The organism is Actinomadura sp. 9N407, from assembly GCF_044326315.1.
Taxonomy (GTDB): Bacteria; Actinomycetota; Actinomycetes; order Streptosporangiales; family Streptosporangiaceae; genus Spirillospora.
Map to the genome: position 1 here is coordinate 32609 of NZ_JBIRAW010000039.1, position 23682 is coordinate 56290.

Sequence of the window (23682 nt, forward strand, 5' to 3'; positions counted from 1 at the left end):
CAGGATCATCGATCCTGGCCCCTTTCGCATGTCCTGATCAGGTGCATGTCCCGATCAGGCGGACACGCCGACCCGTCCGGCGAGGCGGCCGATGAACGCGACGACCTCGTCCGGTGCCTTGTCGGGAAGTCCCCATATGACGTCGGTCACTCCCGCGTCCTCCCAGCGGGCGATCTGGTCGGCGTCCGGCCGGGTGGTCGCCAGGACCGCGATGTCGGGACGGCCCTCGCGGCCGGCGGCCGACCAGGCCTGGTGCAGCTCGCCGGCCTTGCCGGTGATGTCCTGCTCGATCGGGGTCGTCATCCAGCCGTCGGCGTTGGCGGAGATCCAGTCGAACGTCTTCGGCCCGCCGCCCGCGCCGATCAGCAGCGGGATGTGCGGCTGGACGGGCTTCGGCCACGCCCACGAGGGGCCGAAGTTCACGAACTCGCCCTCGTACGCGGCCTCCTCCTGGGTCCAGAGGGCGCGCATCGCCTCGATGTACTCACGCAGCACCGTCCTGCGCCTCCCGGCCGGGACGTGGTGGTCGGCGAGCTCGTCGGTGTTCCAGCCGAACCCGGCGCCGAGGGAGACGCGCCCTCCGGAGAGGTGGTCCAGGCTCGCGATCGCCTTCGCGAGCGTGATCGGGTCGGACTCGACCGGGAGGGCGACCGCCGTGGACAGCCGGATCCGCTCGGTGACGGCGGCCGCCGTGGCGAGCGACACCCAGGGGTCGAGCGTGCGCGAGTACCGGTCGTCGGGGAGGGTCTCGTCGCCGGTGCCGGGGTGCGCCGCGTCCCGCCGCGCCGGGATGTGGGTGTGCTCGGGGACGTAGAAGGTGTGGAAACCGGCGTCCTCCGCCGCTCGCGCGGCCTGCGCGGGGGTGATCCCGCGATCGCTGGTGAACAGGACGATGCCGTGGCGCATGGTGTCGCTCCTCAGGGGGTTCGGGCGGAGGGGTTCAGGCGGTTGGCGTTCAGGCGATGGGCGTTCAGGTGAATGGTGTTCAGGCGATGGAGGTTCAGGTGGGCCGGCCGTCGTGCTCGTCGCGGGCCCAGCGGGGCAGGATGAAGACGCCGTCGGCCTCGACGGTGACGCCCTCGGGGCCGGAGATGTGCGCGACGACGAACGTCTTGAGCCCCTCGACCCGGTCGATCCGTCCCTCCGCCCGCAGCGGGCCCAGCGGGGTGGCCTGCCGGTAGCGCAGCGTCAGCGTGCCGGTCGCGGTCGGCCGGCCGCCGGTACTGGCGGTCTCGCCCATCAGATGGTCGAGGACGAGCGCGAGAACGCCGCCGTGGACCTTGCCGGGCGGACCCTCGTACGCCGCGCCCAACTCGAAATCGGTGTGCGAGAGACCGTCCTGGCCGTGCACGATCACCAAAGGCGGCGCGACGGCGTTGCGCAGGCCGACGGCCGCGTTGCCCCAGGACCAGGCCCGGCCGGCGCGGTTGAACCTGATCCCGAACGGCCCGTCGCTCTGCCGTTCCCGCAGCCGTGCCGTCACGGCGTCGATCTCGCTCCGGGCCTGCTGGATCGTGTCGGCGTCGGCCTCGGTACGGATGACCGCGTCCACCAGCGCCCGGACGCTGTCGCCCAGGGGCCCGTAGAGCGCCTCCATCCGGTCGACGTCCTCGGAGGGGATGTCCTCGAAGTGGAATCCGTTCCCGCCCAGTGCGGTCATGTCCCGCTCGGTCATCTGCCTCATCGGTTCGCCCCCAGGGATGGTCGAGGCGCCGGCGATCCGGCGCTGATCAGGACCCGAAGCATCATGACATTGACCCTTCAATGTGAACAGGGGCACATGAATGTGAACAGGGGCACACCGTGGCATCTCGCTCGCGCCGGGACGCGATCAGGGCAGCAGGCCCCGGGCGATCGCCAGGTCCAGGGCGGCTTGGGAGGCGGGGGCCAGCAGGTCGCGTTCGGTGGCCTCGACGTAGCGGTACTCGTCCACCTCGCCGGCGGCCTCCATGGCGCCCTCGTACGTGGCGGTGAAGCAGGCCATCCGCACGTGGGTGTGGTGCGGCTGGTCGTGGGCGGCGGCGCGGACCACGCCCAGCTCGCGGAACGAGGCGGGAACGAGTTCGAGGGCCAGTTCCTCGCGGACCTCGCGGGACAGCGCCGACCAATCGTCCTCGCCCGGCTCGCGCTTGCCGCCCGGGAGATAGAACAGGTTCCGGCCGCGGGACCGTACGGCGAGCATCCGGTCCCGGGAGACGTGCACCCAGGCGACGACGTCGAGCTCCATGCCGATCAGTCTGCCAGCCGGCCGATCAGGTCCGTCGCCCGATCAGGTCCGTCGGCCGAGGAGTCCGCCGGCCGGTTCAGCGGGTCGCCGAGCCGGGCCGTCCACGCAGGGTGAGGGCGTCGCCGTCGGCCAGGCCGAAGCGTTCGGCGGCCGAGCCCTGGTTGACGGCGAGGCCCAGCTGTCCCGAGGAGTCCACCCAGAGGAGCGGGTGGCCCTTGGGGACGCTTCCGTACGTCGACTCGAAGGAAACCGGCCCGGCTTCCGTCTCCAGGACGGTGCCGTGCTCCAGAGGGCCCACAGCCTCTTCCAGGTGCTTCCGTTCGGCGGAGAGGATCAGGCTGCCGAAGGGGTCGGTGTAGAGGACCGTTGCGGTCAGCCGCCCGTTCGCGATCTCGGGTTCCGGGATGTCCAGGGCTTGCAGGCCGTCCAGGCTCAGCTCCGGGCCCAACTCGGTGATGTCCGTACCGGAGGCCAGGTGGGCGGCGGCGGGGGAGAAGACGTCGCGGCCGTGGAAGCTGGTGGAGACCTCGGCCAGCCGGTACGCGGGGTTCTCCAGGAGGTACGCGCGTTCCAGGCCCAGGCGGGCGGCGGCGGGCATGAGAAGGCCGTTGTCGGGACCCACGAGGGTGTCGCCACGGCGCGTACGGATCGCGATGGGGCGGCGCGGGGTACCGACACCGGGGTCGATGATCGCGGCGTGCACGCCGGCCGGGAGGTAGGGCAGGGCCTGGCGGAGCAGCAGCGCGCCCTCGGTGATCGCGTACGGGGTGACCTCGTCGCTCAGGACCAGGACGTCGGCCTCCGGGGCGATCGTGGCGACCACTCCGGCGCAGATGGCGGTGTAGGCGTGGCCGAAGTCGGTGGTCAGGCTGACGAACATGCCCCCAGCCTCCCAGAGCGCCGCTCAGGAGCCGGAGCCGGTCAGATGGTCAAGGAACCAGAGAACCAAGGAACCAGAGAACCAAAGAACCAGAGGGTCAGAGGGTCAGAGGGTCAGAGAATCAGAGAAGTCAGGGCTCAGAGGGCGAACAGCAGTCCGATCAGGCCCAGCAGCATCGTGACGGCGGTGGCCAGCAGGATGGAGCCGGGATCGGCGACCCGGGTGCCGGCCGTGAGGCGCTGGTGGCGCCTGTGGTGCTGCTTCTGGGTACGGCGGAGCTGGAGGGAGACCGCGCCGCACACGGCCGCGGCGCTCAGCGCGGCGGCCGGGCCGGACGGGGCGAAGCGTACGCAGAGCAGGCCCGCGACGATGAGCGAGAGCGTGGTGCGCGACCAGGCCAGGGCCGTGCGTTCGGGCTGGGCGCCGGGATCCCAGAGCCTCATCGGCCGACGAGCAGGGCGGCGAGCAGCACGATGGCGGCGAGCGCGAGGCCGTACGACATGATCGGCGCCAGCGCGGGCGGCGGCAGGGTCTCGGCGCGGCGCAGCGCCCGCTCGGTGCGCAGCCAGCGGCGGAACGCCAGCGCGGCCATCAGGGCGCCGGTGGCGGAGAACGCGATCGCCAGGCCGTTGCGCAGCACGGGCGCGAGCGCGTCGCCGGCCAGGGCCACCCCGATGCCGCCGGCGATCACGGCCAGCGCGGTACGGATCCAGGCGAGGAACGTGCGCTCGTTGGCCAGCGTGAACCGGGGATCGGGATCGTCGCCCTCGGCGAGCAGCCGATCGGTCCAGCGGGACGGGATTTCGGTCATCACGCCCCACATTAGGCGATAAGCGAATTCCCACTATTTAGGTGGTATTCGTGCTGAACGGCGGAATTCCTTAATTCCCGTCGAATCGGCGGGCCGAGGCGTCCTCCTGGGCCAGCCGGTGCAGGGCGGTGAGGACCTGCTCGTACAGGACGGTGGAGACCAGCATCGAGTGGACGGTACGGGTCCGGGGCGCGTCGTGGGCGACCCGTCCGATCTCGTGCTCGGCCACGTCGGCGGCGGCCCGCACGTACGGGCGCAGGTCGGCCAGCGTGATCGGGAAGCCCAGCCGGCGCAGCCCCACGAACGTCTGGGCGAGCAGGTCGCGGGCCGGGGCACGGGCACTGACCCGCCAGCCGAGCTCGCCGACGAGGGCGTCGACGTCCTCCCGCGCGGCGCGCCAGTGCGGGTCGTCGGGCGGCGCGACATGCGGGCCGATGGCGTGCTGGGTGGTCCCGAACAGCTCGTGCATCCCGATCCCGTCGTTCTCCATCGCGGCCAGGATCCGCCGGATGGCGGCGATGGGCAGGTCGCCGACCTCGCGCAGCGCGCGGATGAGGCGCAGCCGCTCCAGATGGCCGGGGCCGTACTCGGCCCGGGTGGCGCCGGCGGCGGTGCCCCGGGGAAGCAGTTCCTCGCGAATGTAGAACTTGATCGTCTGAACGGTGAGCCCGCTGCGGTCGCTCAGCTCCGAAATCTGCACGGCACACCCCCTAGGGCTCATTCCTAGCGCCATTCCGGTGCCGGGTACTGCCACTATCCAAAGGGGGTATCAGCCGATCGGGGTATCAGCCGATCTCGACATCCAGCACCAGGTCGGCGATCGAGCGGCCCGCGTGCAGCCGGAACGGGCCGTCCAGGCGGGGGTCCAGCTCGATCGGGACGGTGATCGTCTCGCCGGGGCCCGCCTCGGCCGCCGCGAAGCCGGCCAGCCGGACCGGCAGGGCCGGGCCGGAGGCGTAGCACTGGACGATCTCGCGGCCGCGCCGGTTGCCGGTGTTGCGGACGGTGACCTCGGCCGTGCCGCCGGCGGCGGTCATCGACTCGTACTCCCAGGTGGTGTAGCCCAGGCCGTGGCCGAACGGGTACGCGACGTCCTCGGGGGCGTAGTGCCGGTAGCCGATCGCGGTGCCCTCGGAGTATTCGAGCGTGCCGTCCGGGCCGGGGACGGGGGACAGCACGCCGGTCTCGGTGACCGGGAACGTGGTGGGCAGCCGGCCGCCGGGCTCGGCCGCGCCGGTGATCACGTCGGCGATCGCGTCGCCGCCCTCCTGGCCGGGCAGCCAGGCCCACAGCACGGCGGCGACGTCGTCCCGCCAGGGCATCAGGACCGGCGCGCCGGCGTTGACCACCACGACCGTCCGGGGATTGGCGGCGGCCACGGCCGCGACCAGCTCGTCCTGGCGGCCGGGCAGGGCCAGGCTCGTCCGGTCGAAGCCCTCGCTCTCCACGTCGTCGTGGGTGCCGACGATCACCACGGCGGTCTCGGCGGTACGGGCGGCCTCGACGGCGGCGGCCAGCTCCTCGTCCTCGGGCAGGTGGGGCTCCTGGTAGCCGAGGCCGAACGCGATGGCGAACGGCTCCTCGGCGAGCGTGTGCCGCAGCTCGACCGGTACGGCGCGGCCGGCGGGCAGGTCGATCTCGGCGCGGTGCTCGGGCGGGCGCATCAGCGACTCCACCATGGTGCCGCCGTCCGCCGAGAGCGTGCGGACCTGCGCGATGTCCGGCCCGACGCGCAGCTCGAACTCGCCGATCCCGGCCGCCGCGAACGTGTGGAGGCCGCTCGCGGCCGGGGTGACGGTCGTCCTGATCACGACCTGGCGGGTGCCCTCGGGGATGTCGTCGGTGAAGGACAGGATCCGGGCCGCGCGGCGGTGGTCGGTGAGCAGCACGCCGCCGGCGGCGTCCAGGAAGTCGGCGCGGGCGCCGGGCTCGCCGGTCTCGGGGTCGGTCATGAGGGCGAGTGGCAGCGGCGCGAGCCGGGCGTGCGGGTAGACGCCGGAATGGACGGTGATCTCCGCGTCCTCGCCGAGCGCCCGCCGGAGCCCCTCGTACGGGGTCACGACATGGGCCGGATCGACGTGCGCGCTGCCCCCGCCCTGCGGGCTGAACCGCACGGCGTTCGGGCCGATCAGCGCCACGCCGCGGGCCGCCCGGAGCGGGAGGGTGCCGTTGTTGCGCAGCAGAACGGTGCCCGTCGAGGCGAGGGCGCGGAGCCTCTCGCGGGCGTCGTCGGGTGTGGTCACCGGGGGCGGGCCGGGGACGCCGTCCAGGGCGCCGACGCGGGCGGCGAGCCGCAGGACGCGCAGCACCTTGTCGTCGATCAGCTCCTCGGGGACCCGGCCGTCGCGTACGGCGGCGACCAGCTTGTCCCGCCAGGGGCTCCACGGCAGGCCCGGCATCTCCAGGTCCGTGCCGCCCAGCGCGGCGGCCTCGGTGGAACGGACGGCGGTCCAGTCCGAGACCACCACGCCGTCGAACCCCCAGCGCTCCTTGAGCAGGCCGGTGAGCAGCGGCCGGTTCTCGGTCATCGTGGCGCCGTTGACCTGGTTGTACGCGGCCATCACCGCCCATGCCCCGGCCCCGGCCGGTTCAGCGCGGGCGGCCTCCTCGAAGGGACGCAGGTAGAGCTCGTCGAGCGTGCGGTCGTCGATCCGGGCGTCGTACGACATCCGGTCGGTCTCGGAGTCGTTGCCCACGAAGTGCTTGACCGTCGCGGCCACCCCGGCCGACTGGACGCCGCGTACGAACCCGGCCGCGATCCTGGACGCGAGCAGCGGGTCCTCGGAGTAGTTCTCGAAGTGCCGGCCGCCGAACGGGGTGCGATGCAGGTTGACCGTGGGGGCCAGCTGGACGTGGACGCCCTTGTCGCGGGCCTGCGCGCCGTTCAGCCATCCCGTGGCCTCGGCCAGGCCGGGGTCCCAGGTCGCGGCGAGGGCCGTCGGATTGGGGAACAGCAGGCTCGGGTCATGCCCGTCCCAGGATGTGCCGCGTATGCCGTTGGGGCCGTCCGACAGCACGAGGGAGGCCAGGCCGATCTTCTCGATCGGGTGCAGCGTCCAGAAACCGGCCCCGGTGAGCAGGCCGACCTTCTCGTCCAGGGAGAGCCGGCCGAGCCGTTCACGCAGGTCGGCCTCATCAGGCCCCGCGGTTCTAGGTGCCGTGTCCTCGGCCGCTGTGTTCTCAGCCGCTGTGTCTTCGGCCGCTGTGCCCTTTGCCACTGTGTTCTCGGCTGCTGTGTCTTCTGTCACCGGGCTCCCCTCACCGGACGGTGGTACGGCGCATCGACTCGGAGATCTTCTCGGCGGCGGCCAGCACGGGACCGGCGTGCATCCGGCCGGGGGAGCGCGACAGCCGTTCGAGCGGGCCGGAGACCGAGACGGCCGCGATCACCCGTCCGCCGGCACCGCGGACCGGCGCCGAGACCGACCCTACTCCCTGTTCGCGCTCGCCTACGCTCTGTGCCCAGCCGCGCCGCCGTACGGAGGCGAGGGTGGTGGCCTCGAACTTGGCGCCGCGCAGCCCCCGGTGCAGCCGGTCGGGCTCCTCCCAGGCGAGCAGGATCTGGGCGGCCGAGCCGGCGGTCATCGGCAGCGCCGCCCCGACCGGGATGGTGTCGCGCAGGCCGCTGCTGCGCTCGGCCGCGGCGACGCATACCCGCACGTCACCCTGGCGGCGGAACAGCGACGCGCTCTCGCCGGTGAGGTCGCGCAACTGGGTCAGGACGGGCTGGGCGATCGCCAGCAGCCGGTCCTCCCCGGCCGCCACGGAGAGCTCGGCCAGCCGCGGGCCGAGGATGAAACGGCCCTGCGTGTCGCGGTGGACGAGGCGGTGGTACTCCAGCGCGACGGCGAGCCGGTGGGCGGTCGGCCGGGCCAGCCCGGTGCTCTGCACGAGCTGTGCGAGCGAGGCCGGACCGGCTTCGAGCGCGTTCAGTACGAGAACGGCTTTGTCGAGTACGCCGACTCCGCTAGAGTTGTCCATGTCTTGATATTGTCGTCTCGTACTTTGAGATGCAAGCCGGAGTGACCGGGACGCGGACCAAGGTGACCGAGAGCGACCAAGGTGACCGGGACCACGGCGCACCGTCGCGCCGCAAAACGATCAGGTGAGGTGAGGGCGATGGGCCGCACATTGGCCGAGAAGGTGTACGACGCGCACGTCGTACGACGTGCCGAGGGCGAACCGGACCTGCTCTACATCGATCTGCACCTGGTGCACGAGGTCACCAGCCCGCAGGCGTTCGACGGGCTGCGGATGGCCGGCCGCAAGGTCCGCCGGCCCGAGCTGACCATCGCCACCGAGGACCACAACGTCCCGACGACCGACCTGCTGCGGCCGATCGCCGACCCGGTGTCGCGCATCCAGGTCGAGACGCTGCGCAAGAACTGCGCCGACTTCGGGATCCGGCTGCACCCGATGGGCGACGCCGGCCAGGGCATCGTGCACGTCATCGGCCCGCAGCTGGGCCTGACCCAGCCGGGCATGACGGTGGTCTGCGGTGACTCGCACACCTCCACGCACGGCGCGTTCGGCGCGCTGGCGTTCGGTATCGGCACGAGTGAGGTCGAGCACGTCCTGGCCACCCAGACGCTGCCGCAGATCCAGCCGAAGACGATGGCCGTGACCGTGGACGGCGCGCTGCCCGCGGGCGTCACCGCCAAGGACCTGATCCTGGCGATCATCGCCCGGATCGGTACCGGCGGCGGCCAGGGCCATATCATCGAGTTCCGCGGCGAGGCGATCCGCTCGCTGTCGATGGAAGGCCGGATGACGGTCTGCAACATGTCCATCGAGGCCGGCGCCAAGGCCGGGATGATCGCCCCGGACGAGACCACGTTCGCGTACCTGAAGGGTCGTCCCAACGCTCCTGAGGGCGCCGACTGGGACAGTGCCGTCGAGTACTGGACGTCCCTGCGCACCGATGACGACGCCTCCTTCGACAAGGAGGTCGTGATCGACGCGGCCGAGCTGACCCCGTTCGTCACCTGGGGCACCAACCCCGGCCAGGGGCTGCCGCTGGGCGAGTCCGTGCCCGACCCGGCCTCCTACGACGACCCGATCAGCCGCCAGGCCGCCGAGCGGGCGCTGGAGTACATGGGCCTGACCGCCGGTACGCCGCTGCGCGAGATCAAGGTCGACACGGTCTTCGTCGGCTCCTGCACCAACGGCCGGATCGAGGACCTGCGCGCGGTGGCCGGGATCCTGTCCGGCCGTACGGTCGCCGACGGCGTCCGGATGCTGGTCGTGCCCGGCTCCATGGCGGTCAAGAAGCAGGCCGAGGAGGAGGGCCTGCACGAGGTCATCTCGGCGGCGGGCGCCGAGTGGCGCGAGGCCGGCTGCTCGATGTGCCTGGCGATGAACCCCGACAAGCTCACGCCGGGCGAGCGCAGCGCCTCGACGTCCAACCGCAACTTCGAGGGCCGGCAGGGGCCCGGCGGGCGGACCCACCTGGTGTCGCCCGCCGTCGCCGCCGCCACCGCCGTCACGGGGACGCTGGCCGCCCCCACTGACCTCGGCGCAGCCGCCGGGGGGTCTGGGGGGTCGGCCCCCCAGAATGACACCGACCTGTAGAGGGATCTCGCGATCATGGAAGCGTTCACCACCCACACCGGGCGCGGCGTGCCGCTGCGCCGCAGCAACGTCGACACCGACCAGATCATCCCGGCCGTGTGGCTCAAGCAGGTCAGCCGTACGGGCTTCGACGAGGGCCTGTTCTCGGCCTGGCGCGAGGACCCGGAGTTCGTGCTGAACCAGCCGCAGTACGACGGCGCGAGCATCCTGGTCGCCGGGACCGACTTCGGTACCGGCTCGTCCCGCGAGCACGCCGTCTGGGCGCTGCAGCAGTACGGCTTCAAGGTCGTCATCGCGCCGCGGTTCGGCGACATCTTCCGCAACAACTCCACCAAGATGGGGCTGCTGCCGGTGATCCTGCCCACGGAGACGGTCGAGGCGCTGCAGGCCCGCGCCGAGGCCGACCCGACCGCTGAGATCACCGTCGACCTGGACGCCCGCGAGGTCCGCGCCGGCGACATCACCGCCCCGTTCGAGATCGACGACTACACGCGCTGGCGGCTCATGGAGGGCTTGGACGACATCGGCCTGACCCTCCGGCACGCCGACGCCGTCCAGGCGTACGAGAAGCAGCGGACGCCCTGGATGCCCGTCACCGCCTGAGGGGCCGGGTCTCAAGGGCAGGCACCGCGGGCCTCAGGTACGCGCCGGGGCACCCCGGGTGCACGAGCGTGTCTCCGCACGGAGGACAATTCTTAGTGCGGAGACACGCTCGACCCTTTGGAGGGCTCAATTGAGCACGGTCCCTTGGACCGGCCCCGAGTACGACGACCCGGCGCTGGCCTGGCTCGCCGAGCAGTTGAAGGTCGCCCACCGGCTGGTGGCGCCGCTGCCCCCGGAACCCCGGCGGCGGCTGATCCGCCAGCTCCTGACGATCACTGATCTGGCCAAACGCGACCCCGCGCTGGCCGGTCGCCGGCTGGAGACGTTCCTCGCCGATTTCCGCAGGGCGCCGGAATCCCGCTAGCGTGCGGGGTGGCCGGATCCGGTCCGGCGCCTGGCGAGACGGGGGCGAGACCGACCAAAACGCCTGCGACACGGCAACTATTGCTTGCAGGTGATTGTGTCGGTGCTATGGGTCCCTTAGTTTCGTTCGGGCAAGGGGGGAACTAGAGGAGTAACCCATGAACAAGCGTGAGCTGGTCGACGCGATCTCTGACCGGCTGGGCAGCAAGAAGGCCGCAGCCGAGGCCGTCGACGCGATCCTGGAGACCATCCAGACCGCCGTCGCCAAGGGCGACAAGGTCGCGATCACGGGGTTCGGTTCGTTCGAGAAGGCCGACCGGCCTGCCCGTACGGCCCGTAACCCCGCAACGGGAAAGACCATCGACGTTCCCGCGACGTCCGTGCCCAAGTTCAAGGCGGGCGCCGACTTCAAGAACCTGGTGGCCGGGAAGAAGTAATGCCCTCGTCAGCGTCCGGGGCCGCACTGCGCGGCTCCGGGCGCTGTCGCATTTCTGGGGCCGCCAGTTCTGCGGCCTCGGGTTCTGTGGCCGCCAGTTCCGTGGTGGCCAGTCCTATGGCCTCGGGTTCTGTGGTCTTGGGCACAGGGAGTACAGGGGGCTAGGCGGGTGGCAGCGGGAAGGTCGACAGCGTGATCGCCCTGATCCGGCCCCACTCGGCCCCGCCGCCTTCCTCGCGCTCGCTCTCGTTCTCGCCCTCGTTCTGAGCGCCGGCGCCGTCGTCGGTGCTGTCGTCGGTGCCGTCGTCCAGGGCCAGGTTCACCCGCTGGCCGAAGCGCAGCAGCCGCAGGCCGCCCGCCGCGAAGGCCTCGGCGTCGAAGGGCAGTTCGGTCCCGTCGTCGAGCAGCACGCTGCCCGTACGGGTCCCGGCGTCATAGCTGCGCACCGTCCCTTGCATGGCGCCAGCCTAGCGGTCGCCCGCCGACCCGGTGATCATGTGGCGGTACGGATCACGCGGAGGTACGGAGCGCGGGCAGCAGGGCGGCGACGGCCGCCGTCCGGGGACCGGTCCCGAGGGCAAGCGCCGCGCGCAGGTCTTCCAGGGTGTCCACGTCGCGCCGCACGCTGTCGATGTCGCCGGGCAGCAGTTCGCGTGCGCCCCGCGCCCGGTGCGCCGTCCGCGAGTCCCGGCCGAACGCGGGCGAGAACGGGACGCCGGGCCGCGCGGTGTAGAGCGTGGTCCCGATTCCGGCCGCGTCCGGGACGAACGCCTCCGGTGCCCGCGACGCCTCGTCCAGGACCCGTTCCAGCTCGCCGGGGCGCAGCGCGGGAAGGTCCGCCGAGATCGCGCCCACGCCGGTGTCCGGGGCGGTCATCCGGCTCCGGCGCGCTCCGTACACGAGCGCGGGATTGAGCCCCGCGTCCGGCTCGTCCGGGACGATCAGCGCTCCCAGCGCGCCCAGTTCGGCGGCCGCGACGGGGTCATCGGTGACGACGATCACATGCCGGACCGGCTCGCAGCGCAGCGCGGCGACCACGGTGTCGGCCGCGACGGCGAGCGCCAGCGCCTGGCGGTGCGGGCCGGCCGCGCCGGACAGCCGGGACTTCGCCCTGGCCAGCACCTTGACCGGCACCACGAGCGACCACTGGAGGGGAGGCGAACTGCGCTCTGCTATAGACATGGCGACTCGACACTATGCGCAGGCAAGCACGACACTTGAGCACACCCCACGTTCACGTGGGCCCGACCGAGGAGGGATGGGCATGAGCCACGCGTATTCGCCGGCCTGGCGCAAGCTCACCATCGTCATCCTTCGCCCGCTGCTCTACGGGATGCTGAAGCGGGAGTGGCGGGGACGCGAGAACGTGCCGGGCGAGGGCGGCGTGATCATCGCGGCCAACCACATCTCCGAGGCCGACCCGTTCGCGCTGGCCCATTTCGTGTTCGAGTCGGGCCGCTACCCGGTGTACCTCGCCAAGTCCACGCTCTTCGACGTGCGGTTCGTCCGCAACGTGCTGCGCGGGACCGGGCAGATCGCGGTCTACCGCGACCGCGCCGACGCCGCGATGGCCCTCAAGGACGCCGAGCAGGCCCTGCTCAACGGCCAGTGCCTGATGTTCTACCCGGAGGGCAGCTGTACCCGTGACCCCGAACTGTGGCCGATGACCGGGCAGACCGGCGCGGCCCGGATGGCGCTGACGACCGGGGCCCCGGTCGTCCCGGTGGCCAGCTGGGGCGCACACGAACTGCTGCCGTACAAGAAGGCCGAGCAGCGCGGGCTGGCCGGTACCTTGAAGAGGGGTTTCCACCCGTTCCCGCGCAAGCGGATGCGAGTGATCGCCGGCCCGCCGGTCGACCTGGCGCGCTTCGAGGGCGAGCCGCTCAGCAAGGAGACCCTGCGCGCGGCCACGGATGAGATCATGCGCGCGATCGCCGGGCTGCTGGGCGAGCTGCGCGGCGAGCGGCCGCCCGAGGAGCTGTACGACCACCACAAGGTCCTCGAACAGCGCCGCGGAACGACGGGTACCGGCACGGACACCGGTCCCGGCACCGGCACCGGCACCGGTACCGGTACCGGCATTGGAGAGGAGACCTCGTGACCTTCCGTACGGCCGTCATGGGCGCGGGTTCCTGGGGGACCACGTTCGCCAAGCTGCTGTGCGACGCGGGTGGTGAGGTCACCCTCTGGGGGCGCCGGGCCGGGCCGGTCGCGGCCGTCAACGAGCGGCACGAGAACCCCGACTACCTGCCGGGCATCGAGCTGCCGGCGAGCCTGCGCGCCACCACCGACGCCGCCGAGGCGCTGGCGGGCGCCGACTTCGTGGCGCTGGCCGTGCCCGCCCAGACGCTCCGCGAGAACCTCTCCGCCTGGGTACCGCTGCTGCCGCCCGACGCGGTCCTGGTCAGCCTGATGAAGGGCGTCGAGCTCGGTACCTGCCGGCGGATGTCGGAGGTCATCGCCGAGGTCGCCGACGTGCCCGACGAGCGGGTCGCGGTGTTCAGCGGGCCCAACCTGGCCCGCGAGATCGCCTCCGGGCAGCCCGGCGCGGCGGTCGTCGGCTGCGTCGACGAGGAGGCGGCGCGGCGGGTGCAGGCCGCCTCGATGACGCCGTACTTCCGCGTCTACACCAGCACCGACGTGGTCGGCTGCGAGCTGGGCGGCGCGGTCAAGAACATCGTCGCGCTGTGCGTCGGGATGTCGGTCGGGCTCGGCTTCGGCGACAGCACCCGGGCGCTGCTGATGACCCGCGGGCTGGCCGAGATCGCCCGGCTCGGCGCCGCGCTGGGCGCCGACGAGCACACCTTCGCCGGGCTGGCCGGGATGGGCGACCTGATCGGGACCTGCACCTCGCCGCTGTCGCGCAACCGCACGTTCGGCGAGAACCTCGGCCGCGGCATGACGCTGGACGAGGTCATCGCGGTGACCAAGCAGACCGCCGAGGGGGTCAAGTCCTCCGGCGCGGTCCTGGAGCTGGCGAGCAAGCACAACGTGGAGATGCCGATCGCCGAGGCGGTCGTCTCGGTGCTGTACGACGGCGTCCCGATCAAGGACGCCGCGATCGCGCTGATCTCCCGTTCGCCCAAGCCGGAGCGCTACGGTGTCTGAGCCCACGGGACCCGGCGGGGCGCTCATGGCCGATCCCGGCCGATCACCGGTAGGGTCGGGCGTCATGTCGCAGGCTTCAACCAAGATCCGAGTGGCCGTGGTGTTCGGCGGGCGCAGCTCCGAGCACGCCATCTCCTGCGTCACCGCGGGCGCGGTGATGGCCGCGATCGACCGGGACCGCTACGAGGTGCTGCCGGTCGGCATCGCCCGCGACGGCCGCTGGGTGCTCGCCCCGGCCGGCCAGCGGCTGGCGATCGAGGACGGCCGGCTGCCCGAGGTGAGCGGCGAGGGCAGCCCGCTGGCGCTGCCGTTCGACCCCGACAGCCGCGGCCTCATGGTGATCGAGCCGGGCCAGGTGCCGTCGACGCTCGGCGAGGTCGACGTCGTCATGCCGCTGCTGCACGGCCCGTACGGCGAGGACGGCACCATCCAGGGCATGCTCGACATGGCCGGGGTCCGCTACGTCGGCGCGGGCGTCCTGGCCAGCGCGGTCGGCATGGACAAGGGCTTCATGAAGCTGGTCTGGCAGGCCCGCGGCCTGCCGGTCGGCCCGTACGTCCTGGTCGGCGACCGCGAGTGGCGGCGCGAGCGCAAGCGCAAGATCGACGAGATCAAGGACCTGGGCTGGCCGGTCTTCGTCAAGCCCGCCCGGGCCGGTTCCAGCATGGGCATCACCCGGGTCACCTCCGAGGACGGCCTGGAGGCCGCGGTCGAGACGGCCCGCGAGCACGACCCCAAGGTGATCGTCGAGGCCGCGATCGAGGGCCGCGAGATCGAGTGCGGCGTCCTGCAGGGCCTGGACGACGGCCCGCCGGAGCCCAGCCTGCCCGCCGAGGTCGTGATCAGCGGCGACCAGAGCTTCTACGACTTCGAGACCAAGTACCTCGACACGTCCCTGCGGCTGGACATCCCGCCGCGGCTGGACCAGGCCGCGATCGAGGAGGCCCAGCGCCTGGCCGTGCAGGCGTTCGAGGCCCTCGACTGCGAGGGGCTGGCCCGCGTCGACTTCTTCCACACGCCCGACGGCCGCTGGGTCCTGAACGAGATCAACACGATGCCCGGCTTCACCCCGGCCTCCGCGTTCCCGCAGATGTGGGCCGCCAGCGGCGTCGACTACCCGGCCTTGGTGGACCGCCTCATCCAGACCGCGCTGCAGCGTTCCACCGGCCTCCGCTAGCGGCGCCCTCTCGGTGCCTTCGTGGTTGACTCGTGGCGTGTTCGCCCCCGGCGCCGCCCGTTGAGGCGAACACGCCACGAGTCAACGTGAGACTGCGCGGTCAGGCGGTGACGGCGGCGATGGCGACGAAGAGCTCCTCGCCGTCGCCGAGGTCCACGCTGAACATGCCGTGCTCGCCCGGGACCGGCCCCGCCTCGACCGCGCCGGGGTAGTCCTGGGCGGCTCCGATGAGGTAGTCGCGGAACTCGTTGATCTTCTTTCGGTCCACAGGTTCTCCCTCGTGATCCGGCCGGCCGGCCGGCAGGAATCCGGCCGGCTCCCAGCATTCCAGTCGGCCCTCAGAACTCCAGCCGGCCTTCAGAATTCCAGTCGGCCTTCAGAACTCCAGCCAGGCACGGTCGTCCAGGGTGGCGGCGTCGGTGGCGCGGGCGCCGGTATCGGACACCGTCCAGAGGGTGTCGCCGACGATGAGCGAGCGCTGGATCCGGCCCTCGAAGCCGCCGCCGGGGTGGGCGACCGCTCCGAGACGGTGGATGCCCGAGCGGTCCACCTTGAGCACCAGCGCCTCACTCTCGCCCGACCGGTCGGCGACCGGGACGACGGTCAGCCCGGACTTCGGCCAGTAGAGGAACGCGTGCGGCTCGAATTCGGCGGTCGCGCTGGTACCGGGCAGCTGGAACGAGTCCACGCGGCGCGGCCCCGCGCTGACGTCGAAGAGCGAGACCTGCGTGCCGCGCGTGCGGCCGCTGCCGTCGGCGTCCTGGCCGATCCCGAGCAGGCGCCCGTCGGCCATGGGGTGCAGGTACGCCGAGTACCCGGGGATCTTGAGCTCGCCGGTCACCCGCGGCCGCGCCGGATTCTTGAGGTCCACCACGTACAGCGGATCGACCTGCCGGAACGTCACCACGTACGCGGTCGGGCCGATGAACCGTACCGAGTAGATCCGCTCATTCAAGCCGAGCCCGTCCACCTTGCCGATCTCCGACAGCCGCGCGTCGCGCTGGCCGAGGACGTACACCGCGCTCTGCGTGGACCGGGAGCCGGCGATGCCGGATCCGCTCGTGGTGGCCATCCGGAGGTTCCCGGCGTGCTCTGACATGGAGTACTGGTTGAGCAGAGTGCCGGGCACCGAGCCGGACGCCACGTACCTGGGACGGCCCGGACCGGTGGTCACGAACTTGTGCACGTCGGTGCTCGGCTTGTACGCCTGCGGTGCCCTGCCCGAAGGAGTGAACGCCGGCCGCCGGCCACCGGTGATGTAGAGGCTCGACCCGGTGCCGTAGACCTTCTGCCCGTCCGCGGCGATGCTGATCGGGGCCGGGTCGCCGAGGTCCTTGGACAGGTCCAGCGTCAGCACCGACAGCATCGTCGTCCCGGTGTGCGGTTCCGGCCGGCTCACCTGGTCGCATGGCGTCTTGTACGTCCTGGCCCGGCCGTCGGCGCCGCGTACCTCGAAGGAGGGGAGCCAGGCGTCGAGCGGCGCCGAGCGGACGATCCGGCGGTTGCGCTCGACCGCCCTGTCCCGCTCGCGCTCGCTCCGGGGGGAGTGGGGGAAATCGATGTGAGGCGCGGACGTCACCACGACGCGGGCGATCGAGCCGGACTGCCGGGCGTCGACGTAGTCGCTGGACGTGGTCATCGAGCCGACGACCTTCGGCGTCCCGGACAGATCGACGAGGGTCAGCACCGTTTGCGGGGACGGCCGCGCGGGCTTCGACCCGGGAAGGTCCCGCGGAAGGTAGCCGCCGCCGTGCGGGCTCAGGATCAGTGCCCGATCGCCGCTCAGCAGGAGTTTCCCATCGCCCTGAGGGGCGTACGGCATCTCGCCGGCCGCTCCGGGCAGGTCGAGGCGGTGCACGACCTCGCGCGTCGCCGGATCGATGACGTTCAGCCGCCCCCCGGCGAGCACGAAAATGCGGCGGCCGTCGGTCTTCACCAGGTCCGGCTCGTCGGCACCGGCCTCATGCGCGTTCGTACGGGAGTGGTCCGCGGGCTTCTCCGCGGGGGCGACCGGGGCCGCTCCCTGGGCGCGGGCACCGTCCGGGGCGGCACCTTCCGGGACGGCGCCTCCCGGAGAGGCGAGCGGGATGGCGTCGCCGTTCAGGCCGTACGGGCCGACCCGGCGTTCGGTGGCCGTACGCAGGCCGTCGAGGACCTCGTCGCAACCGTCGTACGCGACCAGGCGCATGGACGTGGGCTCGGGAGGCGACGGGGGCGCCGGAGCTCCCGAGCACGCTGTCAGGAGGACCAACGGAGTGAACGCCATCCACCGGGCACGCATGGCCCTTAGACGCCCGTTCTGTGGCGAAGGTTCCCGGAAAATTCCATGCCCTTGCTCTCGCAGCCGCCGGTCCCGCGCTCGCAACCGGGGCTCCTGCTTTCACGACCGGGATTCCTGCTCTCACAACGCGGGCCCTGTGTGCCACGCCAACCGCACCACCAGGGGCAGCGCCGGAGGGCCGCGGTCGCCTAGGGTGGCATCGTGATCGTTCGCCCGGCCACCTCCGCCGACGTCCCCGAGCTCACCCGCCTCCGCGAGCTGCTGTTCCGGCGCGTCCTCGACGCCGCCGAACCGGCCGCCGAGGGCGACTGGCGCGCGGAGTTCGCGCGCGACGTCGGGGAGCGGCTCGGCGACACGCTGGGCGTCTTCGTCGTGGACGGGGAAGAGGGCAGGCTCGCCGCCTGCGGCATTGGCGTCATCGAGTACCGGCTGCCCGGCCCGTACCAGGGCAGCGGGCTGTCCGGCTACATCCTGGGCATGGTGACCGACCCGGTCTACCGGGGCCAGGGCTACGCCCGCCTGATCATGCACGAGCTGCTGGCCTGGTTCCGCGCCAAGGACGTGGACCGGGTCGATCTGCACGCGCCCGCCGAGGCCGCCGCGCTGTACCGGTCGATGGGCTTCCAGGAGCACCAGGTCGCCCTGACCTGGCACGCGTCCTGAATTTCAGTCCCGGCCTACGGTTGCTCGCCTGGCGGCTCGCAAACTAGCCGTGCCTTGGGCGAGCGCGGCATCGCTTCGCGATCTGGCCGGTGAGGCTCGCCTTCGGCTTCGCCTCCCCGGCCAGGTAGCGCGCTCGCGCGGTGGTCGGCCAGTTCGAGATCGAGACAGGCCCTAGCCGTCCTGTTCCTTCTCGAGGTCACTCTCCTTTTCGAGATCCCTCTCCCGTTGCTGCCGCCGCTGCGCCTTCTCGTGCTTGGCGATCAGCGTGTCGATCTGCACGCAGAGCTTGGAACCCAGCGGCCAGCCCACGTAGTGCATCAGGAAGATCCCGATCTCGCGCAGCTCCTCCGGCGACAGCTCGCCGTTGGCCAGCGCCGCCGGGATCTGGATGTCCAGGACGTCGTTCAGGCCCTGGCCGGCGAGCATCCCGACGAGCAGCAGCCGCCGGTCCCGCAGGCTCAGTCCCGGCCGGGTCCAGATGTCGCCGAAGAGGTGCTCGACGGTGAGCCCGAAGAAGTCGCCCTCCATCTCGCCGACCTCCCACCCGTACACCTGGCGCATCATGTCCAGCCCGCGTCGCCGGCGTTCGTCCACGCTCAGGCTCCCTTCCGGTCGGGCAGGCCGAGGCCGGCCGCGAAGCGTTCGAGGGCCAGCCGCGCGAACGGGGCGTCCACCCCGAGCTCGCCGGCCAGCTCCAGCGCCAGCGTCAGGTCCTTCTCGCCGAGGCTGCGCGCGTTGTCGAGGATGTCGTACAGCTCGTCATCGGGCGCCATCGGCGCGGTGGTGCCGCGCAGCATGATCGAGCCGGCCCCGCCGGTGATCGCGTCGGTGTGCCGGACCACCCGGCCCAGCTTGCGCAGCGACACCCCGGACGCCTCCGCCAGCCGCTGCGCCTCCGCCGCCGCCGTGAACGCGACGAAGTGCAGCAGGTTGCGGGCGAGCTTGGTACGAGTGCCGGCACCGACCGGTCCCATGTGCAGGACGAGGTCCGCCCAGGTCCCGAACGGCTCCCGGCACTTCTCGAACGCCTCGTCCGTACCGCCGACCATGACCGCCAGCGTCCCGGCGCTCGCGCCCATGAACCCGCCGCTGACCGGCGCGTCCACGACCTCGATGCCGTACGGGCGGGCGCGTTCGGCCAGCTCCTCGGCGGTACGGGCGCCGATCGTGGAGTGGATCGCCAGCACGGTGCCCTCGCGCGCGGAGGCCAGGATCTCCTCCGCGACCTCGCGTACCTGCGCGTCGTCGCGGACCATCAGCGAGATCAGGTCCGCGTGCCTGGCCACCTCGGCGACGCTGCCCGCCGCCCGCGCACCCGCCTTGACCAGCGGCTGCGCCGCGTCCGGCCGCGCGTCGTACACGACCAGCCCGTGCCCCACCAGGTGGCCCGCCATCGGCGCGCCCATCTGGCCGAGACCGATGAACCCGACCGTCATGCCCGGAACACCTCGCCGCCGTCCACGTTCACGATCTGCCCGGTGATCCAGCCCGCCGCGTCCGACAGCAGGAACAGGCACGCCCCCACCAGGTCGTCCGGCGTCCCCATCCGCTTGAGCGCCATCTTGTCCCGGACGATCTTCTCCGACATCCCGCCCGGCACCACGGCCCGGTTGGCGGCGGTGTCGATCGGGCCCGGCGCGATCGCGTTCACCCGGATGTTCATGCCGCCCAGCTCGTGCGCGAGCTGCTGCGTCAGCCCGTTGACCGCCACCTTGGCCAGCCCGTAGAAGCCCGAGTACTGCCATGCCGCCGTGGACGACTGGTTGACGATCGAGCCGCCGCCACGCGCCTGCATGTGCGGGTAGCAGGCCCGCGCGCACAGCAGCGCGCCGTCCATGTTCACCGACATGAACTTCTTGTAGTAGTCCCAGTCCACGGTGAACAGGAAGTCCAGCTTCATCCCGCCGAAGATCGCGGCGTTGTTCACCAGATGGTCGATGCCGCCGAACCGGTCCACCGCGGCCTGCGCCATCGCCTCCACCGACGCCGGATCCGACACGTCGGTCCGTACGTACAGGCCCTTGATGTCCTCGGCGACCGCCCGGCCCGCCTCGTCCACGTCCGCGACCACCACCGAAGCCCCCTCGGCGGCCAGCGCCCGAGCGTAAGCCTCACCGATCCCCTGCGCAGCCCCGGTCACCACAGCGACCTTGCCGTCGAACCCCATCAGATACCCTCCGCGATCGCCTTGGTCTCCAGGTACTCCTCGAAGCCCGCCACGCCCATCTCGCGGCCGAGCCCCGACTGCTTGTAGCCGCCGAACGGCACGTCCGCGCCGTACCAGACGCCGCCGTTCACGCTGATCGTCCCGGCGCGCATCCGTGCCGCGACCGCCCGCGCCCGTTCCAGGTCGGTGCCGTAGACCGAGCCCGACAGGCCGTACGGGGAGTCGTTGGCGATCCGTACCGCGTCGTCGTCACCGTCGTGCGGCAGCATCACCAGCACCGGCCCGAAGATCTCCTCGCGCGCCGTACGGGCCTCGTTGGTGAGCCCGGTGACCAGCGTCGGCTCGATCCAGAAGCCCTGCTCGCGGCCCTCGGGACGGCCCCCGCCACAGGCGAAGGAACCGCCCTCCTCGACGGCGAGCCTCAGGTAGCCCTCGATCCGGTCGCGCTGCCGGGCGGAGACCACCGGGCCGCAGATCGTCCCCTCGTCGTGCGGATCGTCGGCACCGAGCGCCCGCAGCGTCCCGGCGGTGATCTCCGCGGCCTCCTCGTACCGGTCGCGGGGCACCAGGATCCGGGTGTTGATCGCGCAGCCCTGCCCGGCGTGCGCGATCCCGGCGAACGCCGCGTACGAGCAGGCCGCCTTGAGGTCGGCGTCGTCCAGCACCACGAACGCCGACTTGCCGCCCAGTTCGAGGAACACCTTCTTCAGGGTCACCGCCGCCGAGGTCATGACGGCGCGTCCCGTCTCGGTCGACCCGGTGAACGACACCAGGTCCACCCGCGGGTCCTGGACGAGCTGCGCGCCCAGCCCGTGGTCGGACGACGTGACGATGTTGACGACGCCCGCGGGGAAGTCCGTCTCGTTCGCGATCAGGGTCCCCAGCACCGCGGCGCACCACGGGGTGTCGGGCGCCGGCTTCAGGACGACGGTGTTGCCGGCGGCCAGCGCGGGCCCGAGCTTGGCCAGATTGATCTGGTGCGGGAAGTTCCACGGGGTGATCGCGCCGACCACCCCGACCGGTTCCCGTACGACCCGCCGATGGCTGGGCATGCCCATCGGCTCGGCGCGTCCCAGGTCCTGGCTCCAGCCGTACGACTCGGCCAGGTCGGCGAACCAGCCCAGATCGTCCACCGGCGTGTCGAGCTGGGCCCCGTGCGTGAGGAACCGGGGCGCGCCGACCTCGGCGATCGTGATCTCGCGCAGCTCGTCGGCATGGCGCTGCAGGGCCTCGCGCAGCTGCCGCAGGCAGCGCACCCGCAAAGCGACGTCCGTGGCCCACCCGGACTCGTCGAACGCGCGCCGCGCCGCGGCGATCGCCCGGTCCATGTCCGCGGCCGTCGCGTCGGCCGCGGACCCCAGGACCTCGCCGGTCGCGGGGTTCAGCGTCTCGAACGTACCGCCCGACCCACCGGTCAGGCGCCCGTCCAGCAGTAGGGGAGAGGGATTGGCAAGCAAACGATCGGTTGTTCTGGACACGTGTCCAGACTACCGTTCAGTACCTGACGGAACGCAAGACCACCCAGCGATCGCCTTCCGAATCCCCCCGGATTCCGGAAAGCGTCCTGGTGATCGCGCCCAACCCCAAGGTGGCCGAGTGGTGTGCCGAGCCGATCGACCTGGGCCACCCGGGCTACGTTCTGTGCCCCATGGTGGTCAAGTCGGAACACATCCCTCTGATGACCGACCCGTACGAAATCGCCGCCGACTACGCCCTCGGTGTCCTGTCGGCGTGCTTTCACAGCGAGGGGCCGTCCGGCAGGGAAGTCCTCCTGGCCACTCAGAAGGCGACCGATCTGCTGGCGGCGAAGAACATGCAGATCGCTCGTCGTTACTATGACGACGTCTGCGCGGTCATCCCAACTGTCGTCCGAACCTTCCTGGAGGAGAAGATGAAGACCGAGTCCCCCTACTTCAGCGAGGTCTTCCGCGACGCGGAGGCGCGAGGCGAGGCCAAGGGTGAGGCTCGAGGCGAGGCCAGGGGCATGGCCAGGGGCATGGCCCGGGGCGAGGCCAAGGCCCTGCTGAAGTTGCTGGATCTTCGCGGGATCCAGCTGACCGGGGAGCAGCGCGAGCGGATCGCGGAGTGCACCGACACCGTCGAACTCGAGTCGATGTTGGAGCGCGCGCTCAAGACCGACTCGGCCGCTGAGCTGTTCAGCGAAGATCCCCACTCCTGAGTCCTGGAGCCGGTGCCTGGCCCTTACAGCGGGGCCTGTAGGGCCAGGTGGGCTTCGTGGTGGGTGGCTTCCTTTTCTGGCAGTGACCACTGGGTCAGTACGGAATGGCGGGCGGCCTGCAGGGCGGCGGGTGGCAGGGCCGTGATGGTGGCGGCCAGGGCCAGGGCTTCCTGCAGGGCTTGGCCCGGGGCGACCAGCCGGGTGATCAGGCCGTGGGTCTCGGCCTCGGCGGCGGGGACGCGGCGGGCGGTCAGGAGGATGTCGAGGGCTCGGGCCTGGCCGATGAGGCGCGGGAGCCGGACGGTGGCTCCGTCCAGGCAGGGCAGGCCCTGAGCCAGGTTGAGCACGCCGAACTCGGCGGTCGTGGACGCGACGCGCAGGTCGCACCAGAGGGCGAGTTCGAAGCCGCCGCCGAAGCAGTAGCCCTCGATGGCCGCGATGACGGGCTTGGACGCGGGCGTACGGGTGACGATCATCGGTGGCGGGCCGTCTTCGGTGGGGACGGGGAACTCGCCCGCCGCCATCGCCTTGAGGTCGTTGCCGGCGCAGAAGGTGCCGCCGGCTCCGGTGAGGACGATGGCGCGGACCTCCGGGTCCTTCCCGTACCGGGAGCAGGGGTACGCGGCGACCGGGCTGAAGCAGATCACGTCGGAGGCGCAGGCGCCTTGGGGGTCGCTCTACCACTTCTTTCCTGGGGGCAAGGAGCAGTTGGGCGTCGAGACCGTCGCGCATTCGGGCGGGCGGTACCTGTGGTTGTTCGACTTGGTGTACGGGCGTGCGGAGGGCGACGCGGCGCAGTCGGTACGGGGCTTTTTCCAGTTGAGTGTGGACGCGCTGGAGCAGTCCGGGTGGGGCGATGGGTGTCCGATCGCGACCGTGGCGTTGGAAGTGGCCAGTACGAGCGAGCCGTTGCGGCACGCGTGCGCGGAGGTGTTCGCGTCCTGGCAGGCGGCGACCGTGCGGCGGTTCGTGGCTGAGGGGATCGAGCCGGGGCGGGCGGAGGAGTTGGCGGTTTACGTACTGGCGGCGTTCGAGGGGGCTATCGTGCTCAGCCGTACGGCGCATGACACCCGGCCGTTGCGGGTGACGGGGGAGATCGTGGCCCGGACGATCCGTGAGGAGGGTCACGGAGACGGTGCGTTGTGAGGGTGCGGGCGGCGGAGTAGCGTCTTGGACAGGCTGTCAATAAGCAGGTTGTCAATAAGAAGCTGTCAAT

At 71.6% G+C, this 23682-nt stretch carries 28 protein-coding genes; 10 read left to right on the forward strand and 18 right to left on the reverse strand.

The genetic code is table 11. The annotated features are described in order from the left end of the window. Positions 1–54: 54 nt before the first annotated feature. The 9 genes from ACH34Q_RS40210 to ACH34Q_RS40250 all read right to left on the reverse strand — a co-directional run bounded on the left by ACH34Q_RS40210 (position 55) and on the right by ACH34Q_RS40250 (position 7899). Positions 55–906, reverse strand: a complete 852-nt coding sequence (locus ACH34Q_RS40210) for an LLM class F420-dependent oxidoreductase (protein ID WP_395988450.1) — start codon at positions 904–906, stop codon at positions 55–57. A gap of 94 nt (positions 907–1000) precedes the next feature. Next, positions 1001–1675: a PaaI family thioesterase gene (locus ACH34Q_RS40215; protein ID WP_395988451.1), complete on the reverse strand. Its 675-nt coding sequence runs from the start codon at positions 1673–1675 to the stop codon at positions 1001–1003. A 156-nt stretch (positions 1676–1831) separates the two neighbouring features. Then, positions 1832–2227, reverse strand: coding sequence for an NUDIX domain-containing protein (locus ACH34Q_RS40220; protein WP_395988452.1), 396 nt, complete (start codon positions 2225–2227; stop codon positions 1832–1834). Between the two features lie 76 nt (positions 2228–2303). Continuing rightward, entirely contained in the window at positions 2304–3107 is an 804-nt protein-coding gene (locus ACH34Q_RS40225; RefSeq protein ID WP_395988453.1) for an S-adenosyl-l-methionine hydroxide adenosyltransferase family protein, read from the reverse strand. 137 nt (positions 3108–3244) lie between these two features. Beyond that, positions 3245–3550, reverse strand: coding sequence for a DUF202 domain-containing protein (locus tag ACH34Q_RS40230; protein WP_395988454.1), 306 nt, complete (start codon positions 3548–3550; stop codon positions 3245–3247). Next, complete coding sequence (locus ACH34Q_RS40235; RefSeq protein ID WP_395988455.1) at positions 3547–3918, reverse strand: YidH family protein; 372 nt, start codon at positions 3916–3918, stop codon at positions 3547–3549. Before ACH34Q_RS40235 ends, ACH34Q_RS40230 begins: the two co-directional genes overlap by 4 nt. Positions 3919–3988: 70 nt before the next feature. Then, positions 3989–4618 carry a MerR family transcriptional regulator gene (locus ACH34Q_RS40240; protein WP_395988456.1) on the reverse strand — a complete coding sequence of 210 codons (630 nt, stop codon included), beginning with the start codon at positions 4616–4618 and terminating at the stop codon, positions 3989–3991. An 85-nt stretch (positions 4619–4703) separates the two neighbouring features. After that, positions 4704–7136 carry a glycoside hydrolase family 3 C-terminal domain-containing protein gene (locus ACH34Q_RS40245; protein ID WP_395988457.1) on the reverse strand — a complete coding sequence of 811 codons (2433 nt, stop codon included), beginning with the start codon at positions 7134–7136 and terminating at the stop codon, positions 4704–4706. Positions 7137–7176: 40 nt separating this feature from the next. Continuing rightward, complete coding sequence (locus ACH34Q_RS40250) at positions 7177–7899, reverse strand: IclR family transcriptional regulator (RefSeq protein ID WP_395988458.1); 723 nt, start codon at positions 7897–7899, stop codon at positions 7177–7179. Positions 7900–8037: 138 nt separating this feature from the next. Between ACH34Q_RS40250 and leuC the strand changes: the two genes are divergently transcribed. From leuC to ACH34Q_RS40270, 4 genes are all read left to right on the forward strand, one after another. Then, on the forward strand, positions 8038–9489 hold the full coding sequence (gene leuC, locus ACH34Q_RS40255; RefSeq protein WP_395988459.1) for a 3-isopropylmalate dehydratase large subunit: 1452 nt from the start codon (positions 8038–8040) through the stop codon (positions 9487–9489). 15 nt (positions 9490–9504) lie between these two features. Beyond that, positions 9505–10092: a 3-isopropylmalate dehydratase small subunit gene (leuD, locus tag ACH34Q_RS40260; RefSeq protein ID WP_395988460.1), complete on the forward strand. Its 588-nt coding sequence runs from the start codon at positions 9505–9507 to the stop codon at positions 10090–10092. A 130-nt stretch (positions 10093–10222) separates the two neighbouring features. Beyond that, on the forward strand, positions 10223–10456 hold the full coding sequence (locus ACH34Q_RS40265; protein WP_395988461.1) for a hypothetical protein: 234 nt from the start codon (positions 10223–10225) through the stop codon (positions 10454–10456). Between the two features lie 157 nt (positions 10457–10613). Beyond that, the gene (locus ACH34Q_RS40270; protein ID WP_131758296.1) at positions 10614–10892 is read left to right on the forward strand and encodes an HU family DNA-binding protein; all 279 of its coding nucleotides are present in this window, start codon (positions 10614–10616) and stop codon (positions 10890–10892) included. A 160-nt stretch (positions 10893–11052) separates the two neighbouring features. Here the strand turns inward: ACH34Q_RS40270 and ACH34Q_RS40275 are convergent, their stop codons facing one another. Continuing rightward, a complete protein-coding gene (locus tag ACH34Q_RS40275; protein WP_395988462.1) occupies positions 11053–11349 on the reverse strand; it encodes a hypothetical protein in 297 nt (98 codons plus the stop codon). Positions 11350–11401: 52 nt separating this feature from the next. Further along, positions 11402–12073 carry a 2-phospho-L-lactate guanylyltransferase gene (cofC, locus tag ACH34Q_RS40280; RefSeq protein ID WP_395988463.1) on the reverse strand — a complete coding sequence of 224 codons (672 nt, stop codon included), beginning with the start codon at positions 12071–12073 and terminating at the stop codon, positions 11402–11404. An 82-nt stretch (positions 12074–12155) separates the two neighbouring features. Here cofC and ACH34Q_RS40285 point away from each other — a divergent pair, with 82 nt between their 5' ends. The 3 genes from ACH34Q_RS40285 to ACH34Q_RS40295 all read left to right on the forward strand — a co-directional run bounded on the left by ACH34Q_RS40285 (position 12156) and on the right by ACH34Q_RS40295 (position 15176). Continuing rightward, positions 12156–12992, forward strand: a complete 837-nt coding sequence (locus ACH34Q_RS40285) for a lysophospholipid acyltransferase family protein (RefSeq protein ID WP_395988464.1) — start codon at positions 12156–12158, stop codon at positions 12990–12992. A 17-nt stretch (positions 12993–13009) separates the two neighbouring features. Next, entirely contained in the window at positions 13010–13999 is a 990-nt protein-coding gene (locus tag ACH34Q_RS40290; RefSeq protein ID WP_395988499.1) for an NAD(P)H-dependent glycerol-3-phosphate dehydrogenase, read from the forward strand. A gap of 64 nt (positions 14000–14063) precedes the next feature. Further along, positions 14064–15176, forward strand: a complete 1113-nt coding sequence (locus ACH34Q_RS40295) for a D-alanine--D-alanine ligase family protein (RefSeq protein WP_395988465.1) — start codon at positions 14064–14066, stop codon at positions 15174–15176. Between the two features lie 100 nt (positions 15177–15276). On the opposite strand, the gene ACH34Q_RS40300 is transcribed toward ACH34Q_RS40295, so the two are convergent. Further along, positions 15277–15444 (reverse strand): hypothetical protein, encoded by a 168-nt coding sequence (locus tag ACH34Q_RS40300; RefSeq protein ID WP_395988466.1) that lies wholly within the window; start codon positions 15442–15444, stop codon positions 15277–15279. Between the two features lie 108 nt (positions 15445–15552). Next, on the reverse strand, positions 15553–17364 hold the full coding sequence (locus ACH34Q_RS40305; protein WP_395988467.1) for a beta-propeller domain-containing protein: 1812 nt from the start codon (positions 17362–17364) through the stop codon (positions 15553–15555). Between the two features lie 294 nt (positions 17365–17658). Between ACH34Q_RS40305 and ACH34Q_RS40310 the strand changes: the two genes are divergently transcribed. Further along, positions 17659–18120 (forward strand): GNAT family N-acetyltransferase, encoded by a 462-nt coding sequence (locus ACH34Q_RS40310; protein ID WP_395988468.1) that lies wholly within the window; start codon positions 17659–17661, stop codon positions 18118–18120. A 171-nt stretch (positions 18121–18291) separates the two neighbouring features. On the opposite strand, the gene ACH34Q_RS40315 is transcribed toward ACH34Q_RS40310, so the two are convergent. The 4 genes from ACH34Q_RS40315 to ACH34Q_RS40330 are packed head-to-tail and all read right to left on the reverse strand — an operon-like array spanning position 18292 to position 21765. Further along, positions 18292–18714: a carboxymuconolactone decarboxylase family protein gene (locus ACH34Q_RS40315; RefSeq protein ID WP_395988469.1), complete on the reverse strand. Its 423-nt coding sequence runs from the start codon at positions 18712–18714 to the stop codon at positions 18292–18294. Positions 18715–18716: 2 nt separating this feature from the next. Further along, entirely contained in the window at positions 18717–19556 is an 840-nt protein-coding gene (locus ACH34Q_RS40320; RefSeq protein WP_395988470.1) for an NAD(P)-dependent oxidoreductase, read from the reverse strand. After that, positions 19553–20287, reverse strand: coding sequence for an SDR family oxidoreductase (locus ACH34Q_RS40325; RefSeq protein ID WP_395988471.1), 735 nt, complete (start codon positions 20285–20287; stop codon positions 19553–19555). The genes ACH34Q_RS40320 and ACH34Q_RS40325 overlap by 4 nt, the downstream gene beginning before the upstream one ends. Beyond that, positions 20287–21765: an aldehyde dehydrogenase gene (locus ACH34Q_RS40330; RefSeq protein WP_395988472.1), complete on the reverse strand. Its 1479-nt coding sequence runs from the start codon at positions 21763–21765 to the stop codon at positions 20287–20289. Before ACH34Q_RS40330 ends, ACH34Q_RS40325 begins: the two co-directional genes overlap by 1 nt. Positions 21766–21854: 89 nt before the next feature. On the opposite strand from ACH34Q_RS40330, the gene ACH34Q_RS40335 reads away from it, so the two are divergent. Continuing rightward, on the forward strand, positions 21855–22466 hold the full coding sequence (locus ACH34Q_RS40335; RefSeq protein WP_395988473.1) for a hypothetical protein: 612 nt from the start codon (positions 21855–21857) through the stop codon (positions 22464–22466). 23 nt (positions 22467–22489) lie between these two features. Here ACH34Q_RS40335 and ACH34Q_RS40340 read toward each other — a convergent pair whose 3' ends face one another. Beyond that, complete coding sequence (locus ACH34Q_RS40340; protein ID WP_395988474.1) at positions 22490–23113, reverse strand: enoyl-CoA hydratase-related protein; 624 nt, start codon at positions 23111–23113, stop codon at positions 22490–22492. A 61-nt stretch (positions 23114–23174) separates the two neighbouring features. Between ACH34Q_RS40340 and ACH34Q_RS40345 the strand changes: the two genes are divergently transcribed. Continuing rightward, positions 23175–23612 (forward strand): TetR family transcriptional regulator C-terminal domain-containing protein, encoded by a 438-nt coding sequence (locus ACH34Q_RS40345; RefSeq protein ID WP_395988500.1) that lies wholly within the window; start codon positions 23175–23177, stop codon positions 23610–23612. Positions 23613–23682 lie beyond the last annotated feature (70 nt).

What these genes read in the sequence shown, in the direction of transcription:
- ACH34Q_RS40285 (WP_395988464.1), top strand. Translation starts at nt 12,156, where the DNA reads ATGAGCCACGCGTATTCGCCGGCCTGGCGCAAGCTCACCATCGTCATC.
- ACH34Q_RS40325 (WP_395988471.1), bottom strand. Translation starts at nt 20,287, where the DNA reads ATGGGGTTCGACGGCAAGGTCGCTGTGGTGACCGGGGCTGCGCAGGGG.
- leuD (WP_395988460.1), top strand. Translation starts at nt 9,505, where the DNA reads ATGGAAGCGTTCACCACCCACACCGGGCGCGGCGTGCCGCTGCGCCGC.
- ACH34Q_RS40235 (WP_395988455.1), bottom strand. Translation starts at nt 3,918, where the DNA reads ATGACCGAAATCCCGTCCCGCTGGACCGATCGGCTGCTCGCCGAGGGC.
- leuC (WP_395988459.1), top strand. Translation starts at nt 8,038, where the DNA reads ATGGGCCGCACATTGGCCGAGAAGGTGTACGACGCGCACGTCGTACGA.
- ACH34Q_RS40275 (WP_395988462.1), bottom strand. Translation starts at nt 11,349, where the DNA reads ATGCAAGGGACGGTGCGCAGCTATGACGCCGGGACCCGTACGGGCAGC.
- ACH34Q_RS40215 (WP_395988451.1), bottom strand. Translation starts at nt 1,675, where the DNA reads ATGACCGAGCGGGACATGACCGCACTGGGCGGGAACGGATTCCACTTC.
- ACH34Q_RS40225 (WP_395988453.1), bottom strand. Translation starts at nt 3,107, where the DNA reads ATGTTCGTCAGCCTGACCACCGACTTCGGCCACGCCTACACCGCCATC.
- ACH34Q_RS40270 (WP_131758296.1), top strand. Translation starts at nt 10,614, where the DNA reads ATGAACAAGCGTGAGCTGGTCGACGCGATCTCTGACCGGCTGGGCAGC.
- ACH34Q_RS40210 (WP_395988450.1), bottom strand. Translation starts at nt 906, where the DNA reads ATGCGCCACGGCATCGTCCTGTTCACCAGCGATCGCGGGATCACCCCC.
- cofC (WP_395988463.1), bottom strand. Translation starts at nt 12,073, where the DNA reads ATGTCTATAGCAGAGCGCAGTTCGCCTCCCCTCCAGTGGTCGCTCGTG.
- ACH34Q_RS40220 (WP_395988452.1), bottom strand. Translation starts at nt 2,227, where the DNA reads ATGGAGCTCGACGTCGTCGCCTGGGTGCACGTCTCCCGGGACCGGATG.
- ACH34Q_RS40295 (WP_395988465.1), top strand. Translation starts at nt 14,064, where the DNA reads ATGTCGCAGGCTTCAACCAAGATCCGAGTGGCCGTGGTGTTCGGCGGG.
- ACH34Q_RS40230 (WP_395988454.1), bottom strand. Translation starts at nt 3,550, where the DNA reads ATGAGGCTCTGGGATCCCGGCGCCCAGCCCGAACGCACGGCCCTGGCC.
- ACH34Q_RS40320 (WP_395988470.1), bottom strand. Translation starts at nt 19,556, where the DNA reads ATGACGGTCGGGTTCATCGGTCTCGGCCAGATGGGCGCGCCGATGGCG.
- ACH34Q_RS40290 (WP_395988499.1), top strand. Translation starts at nt 13,010, where the DNA reads ATGGGCGCGGGTTCCTGGGGGACCACGTTCGCCAAGCTGCTGTGCGAC.
- ACH34Q_RS40305 (WP_395988467.1), bottom strand. Translation starts at nt 17,364, where the DNA reads ATGCGCCTGGTCGCGTACGACGGTTGCGACGAGGTCCTCGACGGCCTG.
- ACH34Q_RS40250 (WP_395988458.1), bottom strand. Translation starts at nt 7,899, where the DNA reads ATGGACAACTCTAGCGGAGTCGGCGTACTCGACAAAGCCGTTCTCGTA.